12 protein-coding genes and 1 pseudogene are annotated in these 14,873 nt (G+C 65.4%); 6 read left to right on the forward strand and 7 right to left on the reverse strand.

Annotated elements, in window-relative coordinates; all coding sequences use genetic code 11:
* Positions 1-87: 87 nt before the first annotated feature.
* Complete coding sequence (locus KO516_RS01420; RefSeq protein ID WP_216002020.1) at positions 88-870, forward strand: WecB/TagA/CpsF family glycosyltransferase; 783 nt, start codon at positions 88-90, stop codon at positions 868-870.
* Here the strand turns inward: KO516_RS01420 and KO516_RS01425 are convergent.
* From KO516_RS01425 to KO516_RS01445, 5 genes are all read right to left on the reverse strand, one after another.
* The gene (locus KO516_RS01425) at positions 867-1,631 is read right to left on the reverse strand and encodes an SDR family oxidoreductase (RefSeq protein ID WP_216002021.1); all 765 of its coding nucleotides are present in this window, start codon (positions 1,629-1,631) and stop codon (positions 867-869) included. The genes KO516_RS01420 and KO516_RS01425 overlap by 4 nt on opposite strands.
* A complete protein-coding gene (locus KO516_RS01430; protein ID WP_371742012.1) occupies positions 1,619-3,169 on the reverse strand; it encodes a GMC oxidoreductase in 1,551 nt (516 codons plus the stop codon). The genes KO516_RS01425 and KO516_RS01430 overlap by 13 nt, the downstream gene beginning before the upstream one ends.
* A complete protein-coding gene (locus KO516_RS01435) occupies positions 3,166-5,196 on the reverse strand; it encodes an acyltransferase family protein (protein WP_216002088.1) in 2,031 nt (676 codons plus the stop codon). Before KO516_RS01435 ends, KO516_RS01430 begins: the two co-directional genes overlap by 4 nt.
* 242 nt (positions 5,197-5,438) lie before the next feature.
* Positions 5,439-6,734: a glycosyltransferase family 4 protein gene (locus tag KO516_RS01440; RefSeq protein ID WP_216002022.1), complete on the reverse strand. Its 1,296-nt coding sequence runs from the start codon at positions 6,732-6,734 to the stop codon at positions 5,439-5,441.
* Positions 6,735-6,762: 28 nt separating this feature from the next.
* The gene (locus tag KO516_RS01445) at positions 6,763-8,175 is read right to left on the reverse strand and encodes a hypothetical protein (protein WP_216002023.1); all 1,413 of its coding nucleotides are present in this window, start codon (positions 8,173-8,175) and stop codon (positions 6,763-6,765) included.
* Between the two features lie 240 nt (positions 8,176-8,415).
* Here KO516_RS01445 and KO516_RS01450 point away from each other — a divergent pair, with 240 nt between their 5' ends.
* The 3 genes from KO516_RS01450 to KO516_RS01460 all read left to right on the forward strand — a co-directional run bounded on the left by KO516_RS01450 (position 8,416) and on the right by KO516_RS01460 (position 11,564).
* The gene (locus KO516_RS01450; protein ID WP_371742013.1) at positions 8,416-9,633 is read left to right on the forward strand and encodes a glycosyltransferase family 4 protein; all 1,218 of its coding nucleotides are present in this window, start codon (positions 8,416-8,418) and stop codon (positions 9,631-9,633) included.
* Between the two features lie 132 nt (positions 9,634-9,765).
* Entirely contained in the window at positions 9,766-10,362 is a 597-nt protein-coding gene (locus tag KO516_RS01455) for a DUF6882 domain-containing protein (RefSeq protein WP_216002024.1), read from the forward strand.
* A 191-nt stretch (positions 10,363-10,553) separates the two neighbouring features.
* Entirely contained in the window at positions 10,554-11,564 is a 1,011-nt protein-coding gene (locus KO516_RS01460; RefSeq protein WP_216002025.1) for an ester cyclase, read from the forward strand.
* On the opposite strand, the gene KO516_RS01465 is transcribed toward KO516_RS01460, so the two are convergent.
* Positions 11,561-12,175: a DUF1523 family protein gene (locus KO516_RS01465; RefSeq protein ID WP_216002026.1), complete on the reverse strand. Its 615-nt coding sequence runs from the start codon at positions 12,173-12,175 to the stop codon at positions 11,561-11,563. The genes KO516_RS01460 and KO516_RS01465 overlap by 4 nt on opposite strands.
* A gap of 11 nt (positions 12,176-12,186) precedes the next feature.
* Positions 12,187-12,447, reverse strand: a complete 261-nt coding sequence (locus KO516_RS01470) for a hypothetical protein (protein WP_216002027.1) — start codon at positions 12,445-12,447, stop codon at positions 12,187-12,189.
* A 138-nt stretch (positions 12,448-12,585) separates the two neighbouring features.
* Between KO516_RS01470 and KO516_RS01475 the strand changes: the two genes are divergently transcribed.
* Together KO516_RS01475 and KO516_RS01480 are read left to right on the forward strand one after the other, a co-directional pair.
* A complete protein-coding gene (locus tag KO516_RS01475) occupies positions 12,586-13,392 on the forward strand; it encodes a cyclase family protein (RefSeq protein ID WP_216002028.1) in 807 nt (268 codons plus the stop codon).
* 268 nt (positions 13,393-13,660) lie between these two features.
* Positions 13,661-14,427, forward strand: a pseudogene (locus tag KO516_RS01480) (transposase); the annotation flags it as partial.
* Positions 14,428-14,873: the final 446 nt, after the last annotated feature.

Here is a 14,873-nt window from a genome sequence, read left to right on the forward strand (position 1 = left end):
TAAATGGGCCTTGGTAACGCAATATTCTTTTCTTGCCGCAAATATGCGGTAGAAATGTGGCGGGGGCCCTTAAGGGGTAGACGGTTTATGTACTTCGGGATTGTCGGCGAAAAAATTGCAGTGAATATGCCTACCAAGGCAGCGCTTCTGACCTGTGTGGCGGAACGGCTGGCCCGAAAAGAAGGCTTTGCACTAGCGACTGTAAATCTGGACCATCTGGTCAAGCTGCGCACATCACAGCAGTTTCGTGCGGCCTATTGCGCGCAGGATTTCGTGGTGGCTGACGGTCATCCGATCGTCTGGATCTCGCGCCTTGCCGGGCAGCCGGTCGAACTGATGCCGGGGTCCGACCTGATCCTGCCGCTGGCGCAGGTGGCCGCGACACAAGGTGTCAGCATCGCGCTGATCGGCAGTCGGCCCGATGCGCTCGCCGGCGCCAAAAGCTATCTTGAAGGCGAGGTTCCGGGGCTTGACGTGGTGTTGTCCATCGCGCCGCCGATGGGCTTCGTGCCGGACTCGCCCGAGGCAGACGCGCTGCTGGCCGAGGTTGCGGCGTCCGGGGCCGGGCTGTGCTTTGTCGCGATGGGCGCGCCCAAGCAGGAAATCCTCTCTGCCGCAGGCCGACGCGTTGCGCCGAATGTGGGCTTTGCCAGCATCGGGGCCGGGCTGGATTTCTTTGCCGGAACGCAACATCGCGCCCCGGAATGGGTGCGTGATTTCGCGCTGGAATGGCTGTGGCGGGCGGTCGGCAATCCGCGTCGGCTCGGGATGCGCTACCTGCGCTGCATCGGCATCCTGCCGGGGCAGTTGCTCAATGCGGTGCAACAACGTCTGCGGTCGGGCGATCATACGCGCCACGTGCATCACTAGTCGGGGCGATCAAGACGCCGTGGCCGTCTGCGCCGCAGCAGCGCCGCGTCCTTGATGCGCCCCTTGAGGCCGCGCGGCGGAAGCACTTCGCTATCCATTTCAAAGACGGACCCGGTCAGCGCCGGGTCGAGGTCAAGCGCCAGTTGCACGCCCCACGCGGCGGCGGTGTCTGGCGGGGTTCCATCGGGGATGCCCATGTCGGTGCGCAACATGCCCGGCAGCCAGTCGTTGATGACGATGTCGGGAAAGCGGTCGGCGAGGTCCGCCACCAACGCCCGCGTCAGGATGCGCGCCGCGCCCTTGGAGACCGAATAGGCAGCAGAGGCGGGCAGCGGCGCGATATCCGCAAAGCTCGCCACGTTGAGAATGCGCCCGCGCCCGGTCAGGCACATCTGGTCCAGCGCCGCGCGCGAGCAGTTCATCACCCCGCCAAGGTTGATCGCCACGGTCTGCATGAAGCTCTCGCCGCTTTCGTCGAGGATATCCCGACGCGGATAGACGGCAGCGTTGTTGATCAGCAAGGCGACCGGCCCCAATGCCGCAAAGGCCTCGCGCACCGCTGCGGCGTCGGCGACATTCAGCGGCAGCGGCTGGAACAGCGGCCCGGCCTGTGCCTGCGTCTGGTCCAGCGCGCCGCGGCGCCGCCCGGTGCCCGCCACGCTGAAACCTTGCGCGCAAAGCTGCACTGCCAATGCCCGGCCAAGACCGGAACCGGCGCCTGTCACCACGGCGATGCCGTCTTGCGGGGTCAATCTGGGCATGGCGTCCTCTGGATGGCGTCGGCTACGCGTAGGGCGTTGGCGGCGATGGTCAGCGACGGGTTCACCCCCATCGAGCTCGGCATGAACGAGGCATCCGCCACCCATAGGTTGGCTACCCCGTGCGCGCGGCAATCGGCGTTCAGCACAGAACTTGCCGGATCAAGGCCAAACCGCAAGGTGCCGCAGGGGTGGCCGTAGTTCAGCTCTGGCCCCATGCCAAGCAACACCCGCCGCTGTCCGCGCAGCGCTTGCGATATGGCGCGGCGAAAGGTGCGGCGGCGGGTCAGCAGCTCGGGGTGCAGGCGATAGTCGACCGCCAGCGCCGAGCCGGGCAGGACGCGGTTCTCCGCATAGGGCAGGTCTTCGAGCAGGCCGACGAATATCTGCGCGTGGCCGAAAAGCCGCGCGGCAATCGCGGCGGGCAGGCGGGTCAGCTGTTTCAGCCCCGGCACCCCGCGCAGCGCCGAGCGCGCCAGCATCAGGTTCAGGAAATGCACGATTTCGCCATAAGAGGCGCGGATGCCCATGGCCTGAATCATCCCCAGCCGGTCGCCGTCGTGGTGATACAGGTCGCGCAGCGCGATGGCCTTGCTCGCCCCGCTGTCGGGGGAGCCGTGCGGTGGCCAGAGCGCGAACATCTCGTTGAGGTGAAACATCAGGTTGCGCCCGACAAGGCCGGAGCGATTGGCCATGCCGTCCGGCCACGCCTCGGAGGTCGAGCGCAGCAGCAGGCGCGGCGAATTCAGCGCGCCGCCGGCGAGCACCACGTTGCGGGCGCGGAACTGGCGGGTTTCGCCGTCGATGCGCGCTTCGACGGTGTCGATGCGGGCGTGCCCGTGCAGCCGGGTAACCTCGGCCCGGTCGATCAGAACGGCATTGCCGGTGGCCAGCGCCGGTTCCACCCCGGCAGAGCGCCCATCCTGTTTGCAGTTGCGCGGGCATTTGCTGCCAAGGCACTGGAGGCAACTCGGCGTATGCGCGATGGCGGTATGGGCGTGATAGGGATGCAGGCCCGCGTTGCGAAGGCTCTTGAACAGCGCCGCTTCGGTGGGGCTGAGCGGCGGCGGCGGACCCAGTGGCAGCGGGGTATCGGCGCTGAGCGGATCGGGCGTGCCGTGCAGGTGATACAGCCGCGCCGCGCGGTCGAACCATTGCGCCATGGCATCGAATCCGGTGGGCCAGCCCTGCGTCGGGTGCGGGCGCAGGAGGGAGTTGTCGAGATCGTGCCGCTCCGGCCGTTCGAGCGTTGCGGCGTAAAACACAGAACTGCCGCCGACTCCGGCGCCAAGCGGGGCGTAGAACTTGGTGGTCTGCCCGTCGATAGTGGCGGTCATCGGCTCGGGCCAGAGCCCGCGTGCCAGCCTGCCCTCGGGAACAAAGACATCCGACAGCCCGTTGCGCTCGGCACGGTGCCCGGCCGGGCCGCGTTCCAGGAACAGCACCCGCTGCCCGGCCTCGGCAAGGGCGCGCCCGGCGGTGCCGCCGCCGACGCCGGTGCCGATGACGATGGCGTCCCAGACCGTGTCGGTAAGGGTCACGATTTCGGCTCCTCGGCCGCAGGGCGGGTGAACACCGGCGCAAACAGATTGCGGAGCGCGATCGCCGCAGTATTGGTCACGTGGTTGTTGTCGAAGTAATAGCCTTTGCCGTCGATCAGCGCGTGGCAGCTGGTGTCATCGCACAGTTGCGGCCACGGGTCGATCAGGGTGATCACCCCGAGGGCGGCAAGCCGCCGCCACGGCGCTTCGGCGGGGGCGATGCGCCGGGCAAGCGCGGCGCGGGGCATGTCAGGGCTGGTGATGGGCGGGGGCGCCAGCGGCCAGCCCGCATGCGCCGCCTCGCGCGCGGCGATGCGGCTGTCGTATTGCGCGATCTCGGGGGGCTGGCGCAGCACGAGGATCTCGTCGAAGCGGTCGAGCAGGGTGTTGATCGTGGCCGTGGCTGCGTGATCTATGATGTCGGACTGCGGCGCGTCGATCAGGGCAGGGCCTTCCAGCGGATAAATGGCGATGGTGTTGTGCTGGTCCAGCCCGATGCCGGTGCCGTTGGCGTAATAGGTCCAGCGTCCGATCAGCAACGCCTTGCGCAGGCTTGGCAGCGCCGGCAGCGCCTGGCGGATCTGCAGGTTGCCGTTGCTGCAACCGGTGTCCTGCGCCAGCGTCGCCGCGCTTTCAACCTTGCGCAGGTCGAACAGCGGCGGGCAGCCCGCGCGCCACAGGATGATGCCGGGCATGTCCGCCTCGTGTGCGGCAAGGTCCAGCCCTTCGCGAAAGGCGCGCAGGTGGCTGTCGCCCCAGACCAGAACCTGTGGCGGTCCGTCCGGCCCGATGGGGCAGACCTCGAGCCCTGCAAGCGGGCCGCTGGCGGGGGTGGTGCAGCGCGACCAGTCTTGCAGGAAATCCGCCGAGGCGGCGATATGCTGCTGCGCCGCCTGGCCGAAGCGGGTCGGCATCCCGTCTTTCACATACAGCCAGCCGCCAAGCGCCAGCGTAGCGGCGGAGGCGACGGCAGTGGCGGCAAAGACCCAGCCCGGCGGCGGCTTGGCCCGCCGCGCCGGCGTTTCGATATAGCGCCATGACAGGTAGGCCAGCCCCACCGACAGCCCCATCCAGAGCAGCGTCTCGAGCGGGCCGGAATAGGCACCGCGCAGGTACAGCGACAGCGTCAGCACCGGCCAGTGCCACAGGTATAGCGAATAGGAAATCTGCCCGGCGAACACCATCTCGCGCGTCGACAGCATCCGGTTGACCGGATTGCGCCCTGTGCCGTTCGCCAGCAGCAGCACGGTGCCAAGCACTGGCACAATCGCCAGAAACCCCGGAAACCACGGCCCCGCCGGGATGAGCAGCACCGAGGCCAGCACCAGCCCCAGCCCCAGCCAGCTGAGCGCCATATGGCCGCGCCAGCGCCGTCCGCTCTCGCAGCCCCAGATCGCCAGAAGCACGCCGGATAGCAGCTCCCATGCGCGAAAGGGGAAGAGATAGAAGGTGGCGGTCTGCATCTTGGGCGTCAGTAGGACCGAGCCGGCGAGCGACAGCGCCCACGCGCCGATCAGCGCCGCAAGGATCGCCCCGCGCCGCCGCGACAGCAGCAGGATCAGCAGCGGCAGGAAGATGTAGAACTGTTCCTCGACCGCCAGCGACCAAGTGTGCAGCAGGGGCTTTTCGTCAGAGGCGCTGTCGAAATAGCCCGCCTGTCGAAAGAACATCACGTTGGACAGGTACAGCGTCGCCGAGATCAGTTGCTTGCCGAATTCTCGGAATTCGAAGGGCAGCAGCAGCGCCGCGGCAAACACCGTGGTGAGCGCCGCCATGGTGAAATAGGCCGGAGCAAGCCGCTTGAACCGGCGCAGGTAGAATTGCCTCAGGCTGATGGTGCCGGTGGCGTCATGCTCGCGCCACAGGATGCCGCCGATCAGAAAGCCCGAGATCACGAAGAAGATGTCGACACCGGTAAATCCGCCAGAAAAACCGGGCACCCCGAAATGATACAGCACCACGGCGATCACCGCGATGGCACGCAGACCGTCGATATCGCTGCGATAGGCAAGCGGCGCGGGCCCCATCGGCGCGGGCTCGTGGAAGGCCGAATGATCGGCGAGACGATCGCTGGGATCGTCGTGAAACGGCGTGGCGTCAGCCTGACTCATCTGCGCAATCCGGGTTCTCCGGGTCCTCGATCGCGCGCCCTTGCTCTATGGGCGCGCCTTGCTCGATCCTGTCGGGGCAATGCGGCATTTCAAAGGCGTGCGCCCCTCCTGTGCCCATGGGTCTAGCGGCCCTTCCTTACGAATGCGTCAATTTTCGATCAGAAGAACCGCGGTTTCGGCACGGGGGCCGCCTGCCGAATCCAGTCATGTATCTGGCAGATCTGTTCGGCCTTGCGCTCCCAAGTGAAATGACTGCGCACGCGGGCGCGGGCTGCGGCGGCCATCGAGGCAAGCTGCGCCGGATCCTCCGCCAGCCGCGTCAACTCGCGGCGAAAGCCCGCGACGATTTCGGACCGCGTGCCGCAACCGACCTTGAGCCCGGTGCCGTGGCTTACCAGCTCGCCGGGGCCAGCATAATCGACCACCAGCGGCACCACCCCCAGCGCCATCGCCTCGAGCACCACGCCGCCGCCGAATTCGCGAATCGAGGGGAAGGACAGCAGGTGGCAACCCGCCATGATGTCCTGCACCTCGCGGTGATCCTTCCAGCCGTGAAAGGTGATGGCGTCGGAAATGCCCAGCCGTTTCGCCTGCGCTTCAAGATCGGCGCGCATCGGCCCGTCGCCGATCAGGTCCAGCGTCATGCGCCCGTCCCGCAGCAGATCCGCCGCTGCCGCAAGCAGCATGTCGGCCCCCTTGTAGGGCACCAGCCGCCCGACGAAACAGGCGCGCAGCGCCCCCGGCTCGGGCGCGGCAACGCGGTTGAATCGGGTTGGGTCGATGCCGTTTTCGGGGATGTAGAAGGTCTTGTCGCGGTATTTTCGGGGGATTTCGCTTTCGGTGTGATGCGAGCCGACAAGGATCGCCGCCGCGTGATCCAGCGTCGCGCCGCGACCGGGCAGCAGCCTGTAGGCCCCGCGCAGATAGCTCAGCCATTCCCGTTCGGCGCGGCGCTCGGCCTCGAACCCGGCGGGCCAGGGTACGCCACCGTTGAGAGGGCCGAGCACGAAAGGCACGCGCGCGTCAAAGCAATGCCCGGCCAGCGATGAGGGCAGCGTCGGCGTCAGCGGCGTGATGCGGTGCACCACGTGCCACGCGCCGCGCTGGATTTCCTCGCCGAAGCGTTGCCAGACGAGGCGCTCGAACCACGGGTAGCTCAGCGCGTTGATCGCCTGCACCATGGTCCAGCCCTTGCCCTCGCCCATGCGCAGCCGTTCTGCCAGCTTCCACGCCGGGCGGGCCAGCGCTTCGGAATCGATGGCGGTGAAATCCTCGCCTTCGATCAGCCCGGCGCGCAGCATGGCGTCGCGGTTGCGGATCTGCGTGACGATGTGCACATCGGCGACCTCGCGCAGGGCCGATGCCAGCGACCAGGCGACCAGCGGCACGCTGACCCATTCGGGGTTGGCCGCTTCGGCGATGGCAAGCACCCTGTGCCGCGACTTGTCGAACATGTTTTCTCCCGGGTTTATGCCGTCTGCGTCACATGACGGAGCGCCAGCTCAGCGCCTTGTCCGCGTCCAGCCCGCGCCTGAGCCGGGCGGTCTTGAGCTGTTCGGCATAACCGGTCAGCGCCCCGGCCAGAAGCCATGTCAGCGGGGTCAGGGTTGCGTTGGGGATCATGTCGAAGACATTGATCGCCAGCATCAGCGACAGCGGCGCGATGAAGGGCGATATCTCGTCTTCCTTCGCCAGTACCGCCTCGCGCCAGAGCAATACGAGCGGCAGCACCAGCAGGCCAAATTCCGCAAGGAAGCCGACCCAGCCATAGATGCCGATGAGAATGATCCAGCGCCCGTCGGTGACCGTCAGGATGAAGCCTGAAATCGGGTCAAGGATGTGGTTGCGCCCCCAGCTGCCCCAGCCGAACACCGGCTTTTCATAGGCGCGCTCCAGCAGCGTGTTTTCATTGTCAAAGCGGAATTCCAGCGAATAGGCGCGTTCCTGACTGACACTGGCGGCGGCAGCAAGGATGCGCTCTTCGGGCACCAGATGCGCGCCCTTCAGGATCGGATAGCCGATCGCCAGCAGGCCGATCAGGATCGCCACCTTGATCTGCATCTGCCGGGTGAACAGCAGCACCATCGGAATGAGCGCCACGGCAAAGATCAGCGCCCCTAGCGATCTCGACAGCACGAGGATCGCTGTCAGGTACAGCGCCGCGCCGATGATCCAGGCGTTGTGCATCCGCGCATCCAGCCGCCACAGCGCAAACGCCGCCACCGCCGAGGTGAAGACAAAGAACGCCACCCATAGCCCGTGGTACAGGAACACCACGGGGCGATAGCCGCCGTCGCGGATCGACTGGCCGAACAGGTGCTGATAATAGCCGTAAATCCAGTTGTTGAGCTGCGGCGACAGGCGCATCTCGATCAGCATCGGCAGGCTGTAAACAAGGCCACCGATCATCAGTGCCAGCAGGAAATAGCGCTGCGCCCCGCCGCTGGTCAGGTATTGCCGCGCCAGCAGAAACGGCAGGATCAGCAGGAATTGCTGCACGATCAGTGCCAGCGCGTCCTTGATCCCCAGCGCAGGCAGTCCGATGCTGCCCCAGACCACCGGCTCGGTGTTGCCAAGCGCGGTAAAGATCGGGCTAAAGATGAACGCCGCCAGAAGCAGTTTGCCCAGCAGCGATCCGGGCAGCATGGTGCTGCCGCCGGGGCCTTTCGGGCCGTATTTCCACAGGCAGAACGCAAAGGCGCTCAGCGCCGGGATGTTGTGCTTGTTGAGCGGCGGCATCAGCGGCAGATCGAAGGCTGCGGGCGGTTCGGGCAGGAACAGGTAGCCGACCATCAGCGCCGCGATTAGCGCCCGCTCTGCCGGCAGGCGCCGGAACAGCGCGATGGTCACCACCGGCCAGATGGCAAGCATGATATAGGCAAGAGGGTTCGGCATACCGAGCTTCAGCTTTCACAGACCGTGCGCCGCGAACCCCCCTTTGTCCCGGCACATGCGACATACCCTAGCAGGCGCAGGCGTGGCTGTCGCCCCGCACGGGCACAAAGCTGCGGGCCCTTGCACAAAGGGCACATTGCAGACATCTGGCGCTGCAATGCCAGATGCAGGCCATGTTTTCGCCAAGGAATGGCGCTAGATAAACGGTGGGGCAAGAATGAATTCGGGGGAATTTTGGGTGTGTCTGACCAGCGGCTGAACATCGCATATCTGTGCGATTATTCACCGCTCGATCCTTATATGTATTCGGGCGGAAACCGGCGCATCCATGATGCGCTGAGCAGACATGTGGGCGATGTCACCATCCTGTCGCAGGGCTGGGGGCTGGCGGAACCTGTCCGCCGGGCCATCCGGCGCTTGCCCGACAGCGCCGCGCGGCGGTTGCGCTGGCGGGCGCATCTGGCGCTGGCGCCGCTGATCTCGCGCAGGGTCGAGGCCGAGCTGGCAGAGGGGCGCTTTGACGTGCTGTTCTGCGCCTATTCCTTTCACTCGCTGCTGAATGTGAGCGTGCCGCCCGGATGCGTCACTGCCTTTGCGTCGGATGCGACGCACACCATCTATCGCACCTCTGACATCGGCGCGGCCTACCCATCGAAATTTCCCGGTGGGCGCGCCTTTGACGGCTGGGTCGAACGCTGCGAGGCGCGGGTCTACAGGTCTGTCGACCGGCTGTTCTGGCCGTCGCGCTGGCTTAAGGCCGAAGCAGATGCGCTATACGGTCTGGCCGAGGAGAAATCCCTGATGGTGCCATGGGGGGCGGGGCTGGGACCGATGCCGCGCCCGGCCGTCCGGCCGCTGTGCAGGGGCCAGCCGCTGCGGCTCTTGCTGATCGGGCGCGACTGGTTTGGCAAGGGCGGCCCCATCGCCTTTGACACGATGAAGGCGCTGCGGGCACGCGGCATCGATGCGCGCCTGACGGTGATCGGCTGCATCCCGCCCGAGTCTCACCGCAACGAATGGGTGACGATACACCCCTCGCTCGACAAGACCCGCGCGGACGAGGCGCGGATCTTCGAAGATGCTTTCGACGAGGCGCATTTCCTCGTGCAGCCGTCGATGGAAAGCTACGGTTTTGCGTTTTGCGAAGCCTCGGCCTACGGGCTGCCGGCGCTGTGCCTCGATGTCGGCGGGGTGCCGGTGTTCGATGGCGAAAACGGCCATGCCCTGCCCAAGGGCAGCACGCCCGACCAGTTCGCCGATGTGATCGAGGGCTATCTCAACGATCCGGGCGCCCATGCCGCGCTGTCGAAATCCGCGCGCGAGATTTTCGAGGCACGGCTCAACTGGGATGCATGGGGGCAGAGCGTTGGCGCCGAGCTGCGCGCCGCCCTGAACGAGCAGCGCAGCCACAGCGTGGCGCTTGGCGGTCCGGCCCTGCTGCGCCCGTTGCAAGGCTGACGCCACCGCAATTTGTTTCGTGACACATCGTTTACTATGGGCGCAATCGGGCCATTGTTTCCTGTTCGATGCCCAATTCCTGCCGAAATGCGGGCGCAGCGTCGACAAAGCCTTCAGCAAGGGAGACGGACGATGACAAGACCCGAGAAAATACGGCTCGACATCTCACGCAAGCCCAGCCCCTCGGCGGGCAGCTACGCCGGGACCGGCATCTGGTCATATTCCGCCGCCAGCCACGAGACGCGCGAGTTGGCGCAGCCGGCGCGGCTGCGCGACATGCTTGAAACGGTGGCTTCCGATTTCCAAGGCAGCCTGCCGGATCTCTACCGCGCCTGGGCGCTCGACGATCCGCGCGGGCAATGGGAGGTCTGGCCCGACGAGGGCCTGTTCAAGGTCACCACGGTGTCGGGTCGGATCTGGTACGCGCGTTATGGGCTTGTGTCGTCGTGGAACCATGACAGCCACAGCTGGCTCTGGTCATGGGCGTTTCCGCGCGAATGGGAGACCCCGCAAGGCATCTTGGAACCGGCATGGGCGTTGCACCGCGAAGCCGCGCTCAAGGGCTGGGCGCCGGGGGTCGAGCCATCGCTGCTGGTCAACGATCGCGAAGCGATGCGGCTGGCCTGTCTGGCCGCGCATGTCGCGAACCGGCCGATGGTGTATCGGGCAAAGGTCAACGAGGTGAACACACATTTCTTTATGCTGGAACAGCCGGTCTGGGCGAACTGAGACGTCTGGGCGGCGCAGGGCCGCGTGCGCTGCGTCTGGTCCCGCCTGCCATTGTGCTGCCGCAACGCCCCACGCCGGATGTTTTCGAAGCAGGTGCTCTTGTCTCTGGTGCATTGGCCGTGTTTGTGTCGCGATGGTTGTAGCTTGCCGGGCCCGGTCGCGCCTCGCACCCAGACCACAGGAGACGCTGATTGCCTTTTCTGGCCGAGTTTGATGCTCGTTGGCAGGATGCCGCGGAGTATCTCGACGCCTTGCGTCGGGATCTGGGGGAAGGGCGTCGGCTGGATCTTGTGCCGGACTACCTGACGGAACAGGTGGCGCTCGACGAAGGCACGGGCATGGTGATCGGCCCCGAGGCCATGGGCCGGGCGCTCGCGGCACGGCTCGCGGCGCTGCCGGGGCTGACGCTGCAACGCGAAGACATCCTGTGGGCACCCTCGGCGGAAAACGCCTTCGTTGCGGCGCAGCGTTTCCAGTCGGCGGCGCGCCATGACGGGCAGGGCCTGTACGGCCCGCCCACTGGCAAGATGGTGCGATATACCGCCATGTCGGAAAGCTGGTGCGTCGCGGGCGCGCTGCGCGCCGAATGGCTGCTGCGGGACGAGACCGCCATTCTCGAGCAGATCGGCATCAGCCTTGAAGACGGCGCGCGCATGCGTCTGTCGCAAATGCCGCCCTTGCCGCCGCCGCCGCCCGCCGCTGTGTTTTCGGCTGTCGCCGCGGCGCCTTTGATCGAGAAATCCAGAGAGCCCGAGATGCCGACCCCCGGCAATGGCAACGATGACGCGTGGGGGCATACGCTGGGCGATCTGGTGCATCGCATCATGGGCGGAGAGCTGTCGGTCATCGCGCGCCATTACGATGCTGCGGCAGAGCTGTTCTATCCCGGTGCCATTGTCGGGGCTGGCCCGCGCGATGCCGAGGCGTTCTGGCTGGGCCTGCGCGCCGCCTTCCCGTCGGCAGAGTTCCGGGTGCACCACCTGTTGGGGGCCGAAGAGCCGCTGTCGCCGCCCCGCGCCGCGATCCGCTGGTCGCTGAGCGGCAAGCATGACGGCCATGGCGCCTTTGGCGCGCCGTCAGGTGCCAAGGTCAACATCCTTGGTCTGACCCACGCGGAATTCGGGCCAGATGGGTTGCGCCGGGAATGGACGTTGTACGACCAGCCCGGCGTCATGGCGCAGATTCTGCGCAGCGCCGGTTAGCGCTTGCGGAACAGGCCCTTCAGCCAGCCGCCCGCATCCGAGATATTGTCGCCCACCTCGTCCAGCGCCGGATCGATCCGCGCCCGCCGGAACCGCCGCCAGCGCACGTAGACCGCCCAGACAAAGGCAACCAGCAGCGTCAGGATGATGATGTTCATCCACGGGATGATGCGCGCATCCGGCCCCGAGACCGGCGTAATGCTGATGGCGTTGGGATAGATCGTCAGCATCTCGTTGCGCCAGCCGTAATGCCGGATCGCCACCCATTGCGGCTCGGCAGAGGTGGAGCGCACATCGGCAGCCTCGGCCTGAAGGTTGGCGCTGTCGAACTTGAAAAACGGCGGCCAGCCCCAGCCGGTGTCTTCGTTGCGATAGATCATCACATCGTCGCCCGACAGCCGCGACTGGATGAAGAACACGTCGCGGCCCTGCGCGGAGGTGCTTTCTCCGGTGTCGGCATTGGCCCAGAACCAGCGGTTCGCCCCGGGATCGACCCGCTGCGAATAGGTATCTGTGACCCGTGCGATGTCGGTCTGCGGCAGGGTGTAGTGCAGGAATGCAAGCACGATCACCCAGAAGGCGGCGATGAAAACCCATTTCACATAAGCCAAGGCGGATCTCCCTACTGGAAATTGGTCAGGTAGACGATCACGCCTATAAGGCATAGCGGCAGGATGTACACACCAAGGATCAGTTTGCGGCGCAGCGAATGGTCGTAGGCCTCAAGCCCGCGCGCGACATATGTCTCCAGATCGCCGTCCTGCGGCGTCCAGTCTTCGGTCAGCCGCCGCCGCCGCACCCTGCGCGACCAGCGCGACAGGGCGATATAGACCACCGTCATCACGATGAAGATCAGCAGCAGCAGGCGCAGCAGCGCAAACATCGACAGGCTCCGGGCAATTGCAGCGGTTTTCGGCAGCTTGCAGGGCGTGGCGGGAAAATCAACCTCCGGTCGCCGGAAATCGCCTTGCGATGGGAAACGCTATGCTAGCGTCGCCTTGCAGAACAAGGAGATATCAATATGTGCGACGCCTGCGTGATGAGAGCCGTAAAAGACAGGATGATGAGCCGGAGGCAGCTGTTCACCGGCAGCGCCGCGCTTGGGCTCGCGGCGGCAGCGGCAGCTATGCCGGCCAGCGCGCAGGCGGCAACAGGGGTGCATGATCTGACCCATACGCTGCACGAGGGCTTTCCCACCTTCTTTGGCGAGCCGCAATTTGTCGCCGAAAAGCTGTTCGATTTCGCCAAGGACGGGTTCAACCTCTACAACCTGACCATCAACGAACACACCGGCACCCACATCGACTCGCCGCTGCATTTCTCGGCGGATGGGACTTCGGTTGACGAACTGCCGCTGTCACAGCTGGTGGCACCGCTCTGCGTTGTGGATATCGCGGCAAAGGCAGCGGACAATGCCGATGCGCAGGTCACCCCGGACGATCTCAAGGCGTGGATCGCCGCCAATGGCGAGATCCCGCAGAACGCCTGCATCGCCATGCATTCTGGCTGGGCTGACAAGGTCGACACCGAGGAGTTCCGCAACTTCGATGGCACGGCGATGCATTTCCCCGGCTTTCACGTCGAGGCGGTGCAGATGCTGATGGACGAGACCGAGGCTGTCTCGATCGGGGTCGACACGCTGTCGCTGGATTTCGGGGCCTCGCCTGATTTTGCCACCCATTATGCATGGCTGCCGTCTGGGCGCTTCGGGATCGAGGGGCTGGCCGGGCTGGGCGCGCTTCCTGCGGCAGGGGCAACCATCGTGATCGGCGCGCCCAAGCACAAGCGCGGCACCGGCGGTCCGGCGCGGATCTTCGCCATGGTCTGATCGAGGGGCGGGACCTCCACACCTTGCCAAAGCGGGGGCAGGGTATTGGTCAGGCGTTCAGCAATGCTAGGGATACGGGCTCATGCGCCTTGTTGCCGTGCTTCTGTGCGCCGCGCTCACGATTGCAGGACAGCCCGGAGGTCCTACAACGTAGCGCTGAGGCGGCGGGGGCCACTGTTGATCCATTGCCCGGCAACACATGCTTGCCTGTGTGAGAGGGTGGCTACACAAGGGCGTCGCGTGACTCGCCGCTAGGGCCGAACGTCCTGGCCGCTCGCCGGTGGTCCGCGATGCCGCGATCCTGTTCTGCCTGATGGTGAAAGTGCTGTTCGGCCTGCCGCGTCGGCAAACGAGCGGGATGGCATCCGGAAATCTGCGGAACTGGATTGGCAGGACCACCTTGAGCCGACGGCAGAAGAGTATCTTTGTCGGGATATAGAGCCGCCAGGCGCCGGGGGGCTTGAACCGGCATCAAGTCCCTTGGCGACGGAGCATGGCAACCATCGCAAACGCCAATACCGTAAGGTCCAACTTGCGATGGATACGGTCGCCAGTGACATCCGGGCGGTAGACGTCACCTAAAGCCGTGAGGGCGCCAGCCCGCCCTTCCAAATCTGCCCTGCCAGATCCCGCCCGATCCACCGATTGGCAGCGTGATCGGCGATGGAGCCTTTGATACCCGCCGCTGCCGCTCCGCGATCCTCGCGCTGGCGGCATCGCTGTCATACCCATCCACAAAAACCGGGCGCCTCTGGAAGGAAAACTGCCCTGCCGCGAAGGCGCGCAATGATATCCTTCGGGCGGGAGATCTGGAAATGATGGTCCTGCTATTACATCCGAGTTGGATCGAGGCGAAAATCCGCAGCCTCAAACCCTTCGAAGAGAGGATCGCATCACGTGACACCGCCCTCTCTCATGACATTGCTGCGCAATACCCTGCCGGGCAGTGAATAGACCGCTGAAATCCACATCGGCATCGCCCTCATGAACCGCGTCAACGCGCGCGGCCAGGCCGAAAACGAACGCATGGCCTGAGTTCAGTGGAGAAAGGGGGGGCGTCCCAACGACGAATTCTGCCACAATACCTTTCGCGGGGCACAAAGCGCATATTCGGTCTCTGCGCCGCCTCGAAGATCGCCTTGGCGTCGTTCGTCAACGTACGTAGCTGCACAGCAGCTACGGTTCTCGCCGCCACGGTTTTTCTGACGCTTGTTGAAGGGCTTCATATCGGTGGGCTTGAGTCTGATGTTGCGGCCGGCCCCGCCCGGGACATGCGCGCCACCGCAGGCCTCCATCGCTATCAGGCAGGGGGAAACCTGAAGAAGACCCCAAGCGCCTGGGCGCTTCTGAGCACCGTGCGTTAGATATCAGTGACCTTGCTGTCAACGCTATGAACCTAGAACTCAGTCTTCGCCAGATCCAGCCCGACCGTGATACTCTCCAACATGACCGCCTCCCAATATGGCGTGTTGCGATCCCAG

This window comes from Citreicella sp. C3M06 (genome assembly GCF_018860705.1).
In the GTDB taxonomy this organism is placed as follows: Bacteria; Pseudomonadota; Alphaproteobacteria; order Rhodobacterales; family Rhodobacteraceae; genus Salipiger.

What these genes read in the sequence shown, in the direction of transcription:
- KO516_RS01420 (WP_216002020.1), top strand. Translation starts at nt 88, where the DNA reads ATGTACTTCGGGATTGTCGGCGAAAAAATTGCAGTGAATATGCCTACC.
- KO516_RS01425 (WP_216002021.1), bottom strand. Translation starts at nt 1,631, where the DNA reads ATGCCCAGATTGACCCCGCAAGACGGCATCGCCGTGGTGACAGGCGCC.
- KO516_RS01435 (WP_216002088.1), bottom strand. Translation starts at nt 5,196, where the DNA reads ATGGGGCCCGCGCCGCTTGCCTATCGCAGCGATATCGACGGTCTGCGT.
- KO516_RS01440 (WP_216002022.1), bottom strand. Translation starts at nt 6,734, where the DNA reads ATGTTCGACAAGTCGCGGCACAGGGTGCTTGCCATCGCCGAAGCGGCC.
- KO516_RS01445 (WP_216002023.1), bottom strand. Translation starts at nt 8,175, where the DNA reads ATGCCGAACCCTCTTGCCTATATCATGCTTGCCATCTGGCCGGTGGTG.
- KO516_RS01455 (WP_216002024.1), top strand. Translation starts at nt 9,766, where the DNA reads ATGACAAGACCCGAGAAAATACGGCTCGACATCTCACGCAAGCCCAGC.
- KO516_RS01470 (WP_216002027.1), bottom strand. Translation starts at nt 12,447, where the DNA reads ATGTTTGCGCTGCTGCGCCTGCTGCTGCTGATCTTCATCGTGATGACG.
- KO516_RS01475 (WP_216002028.1), top strand. Translation starts at nt 12,586, where the DNA reads ATGTGCGACGCCTGCGTGATGAGAGCCGTAAAAGACAGGATGATGAGC.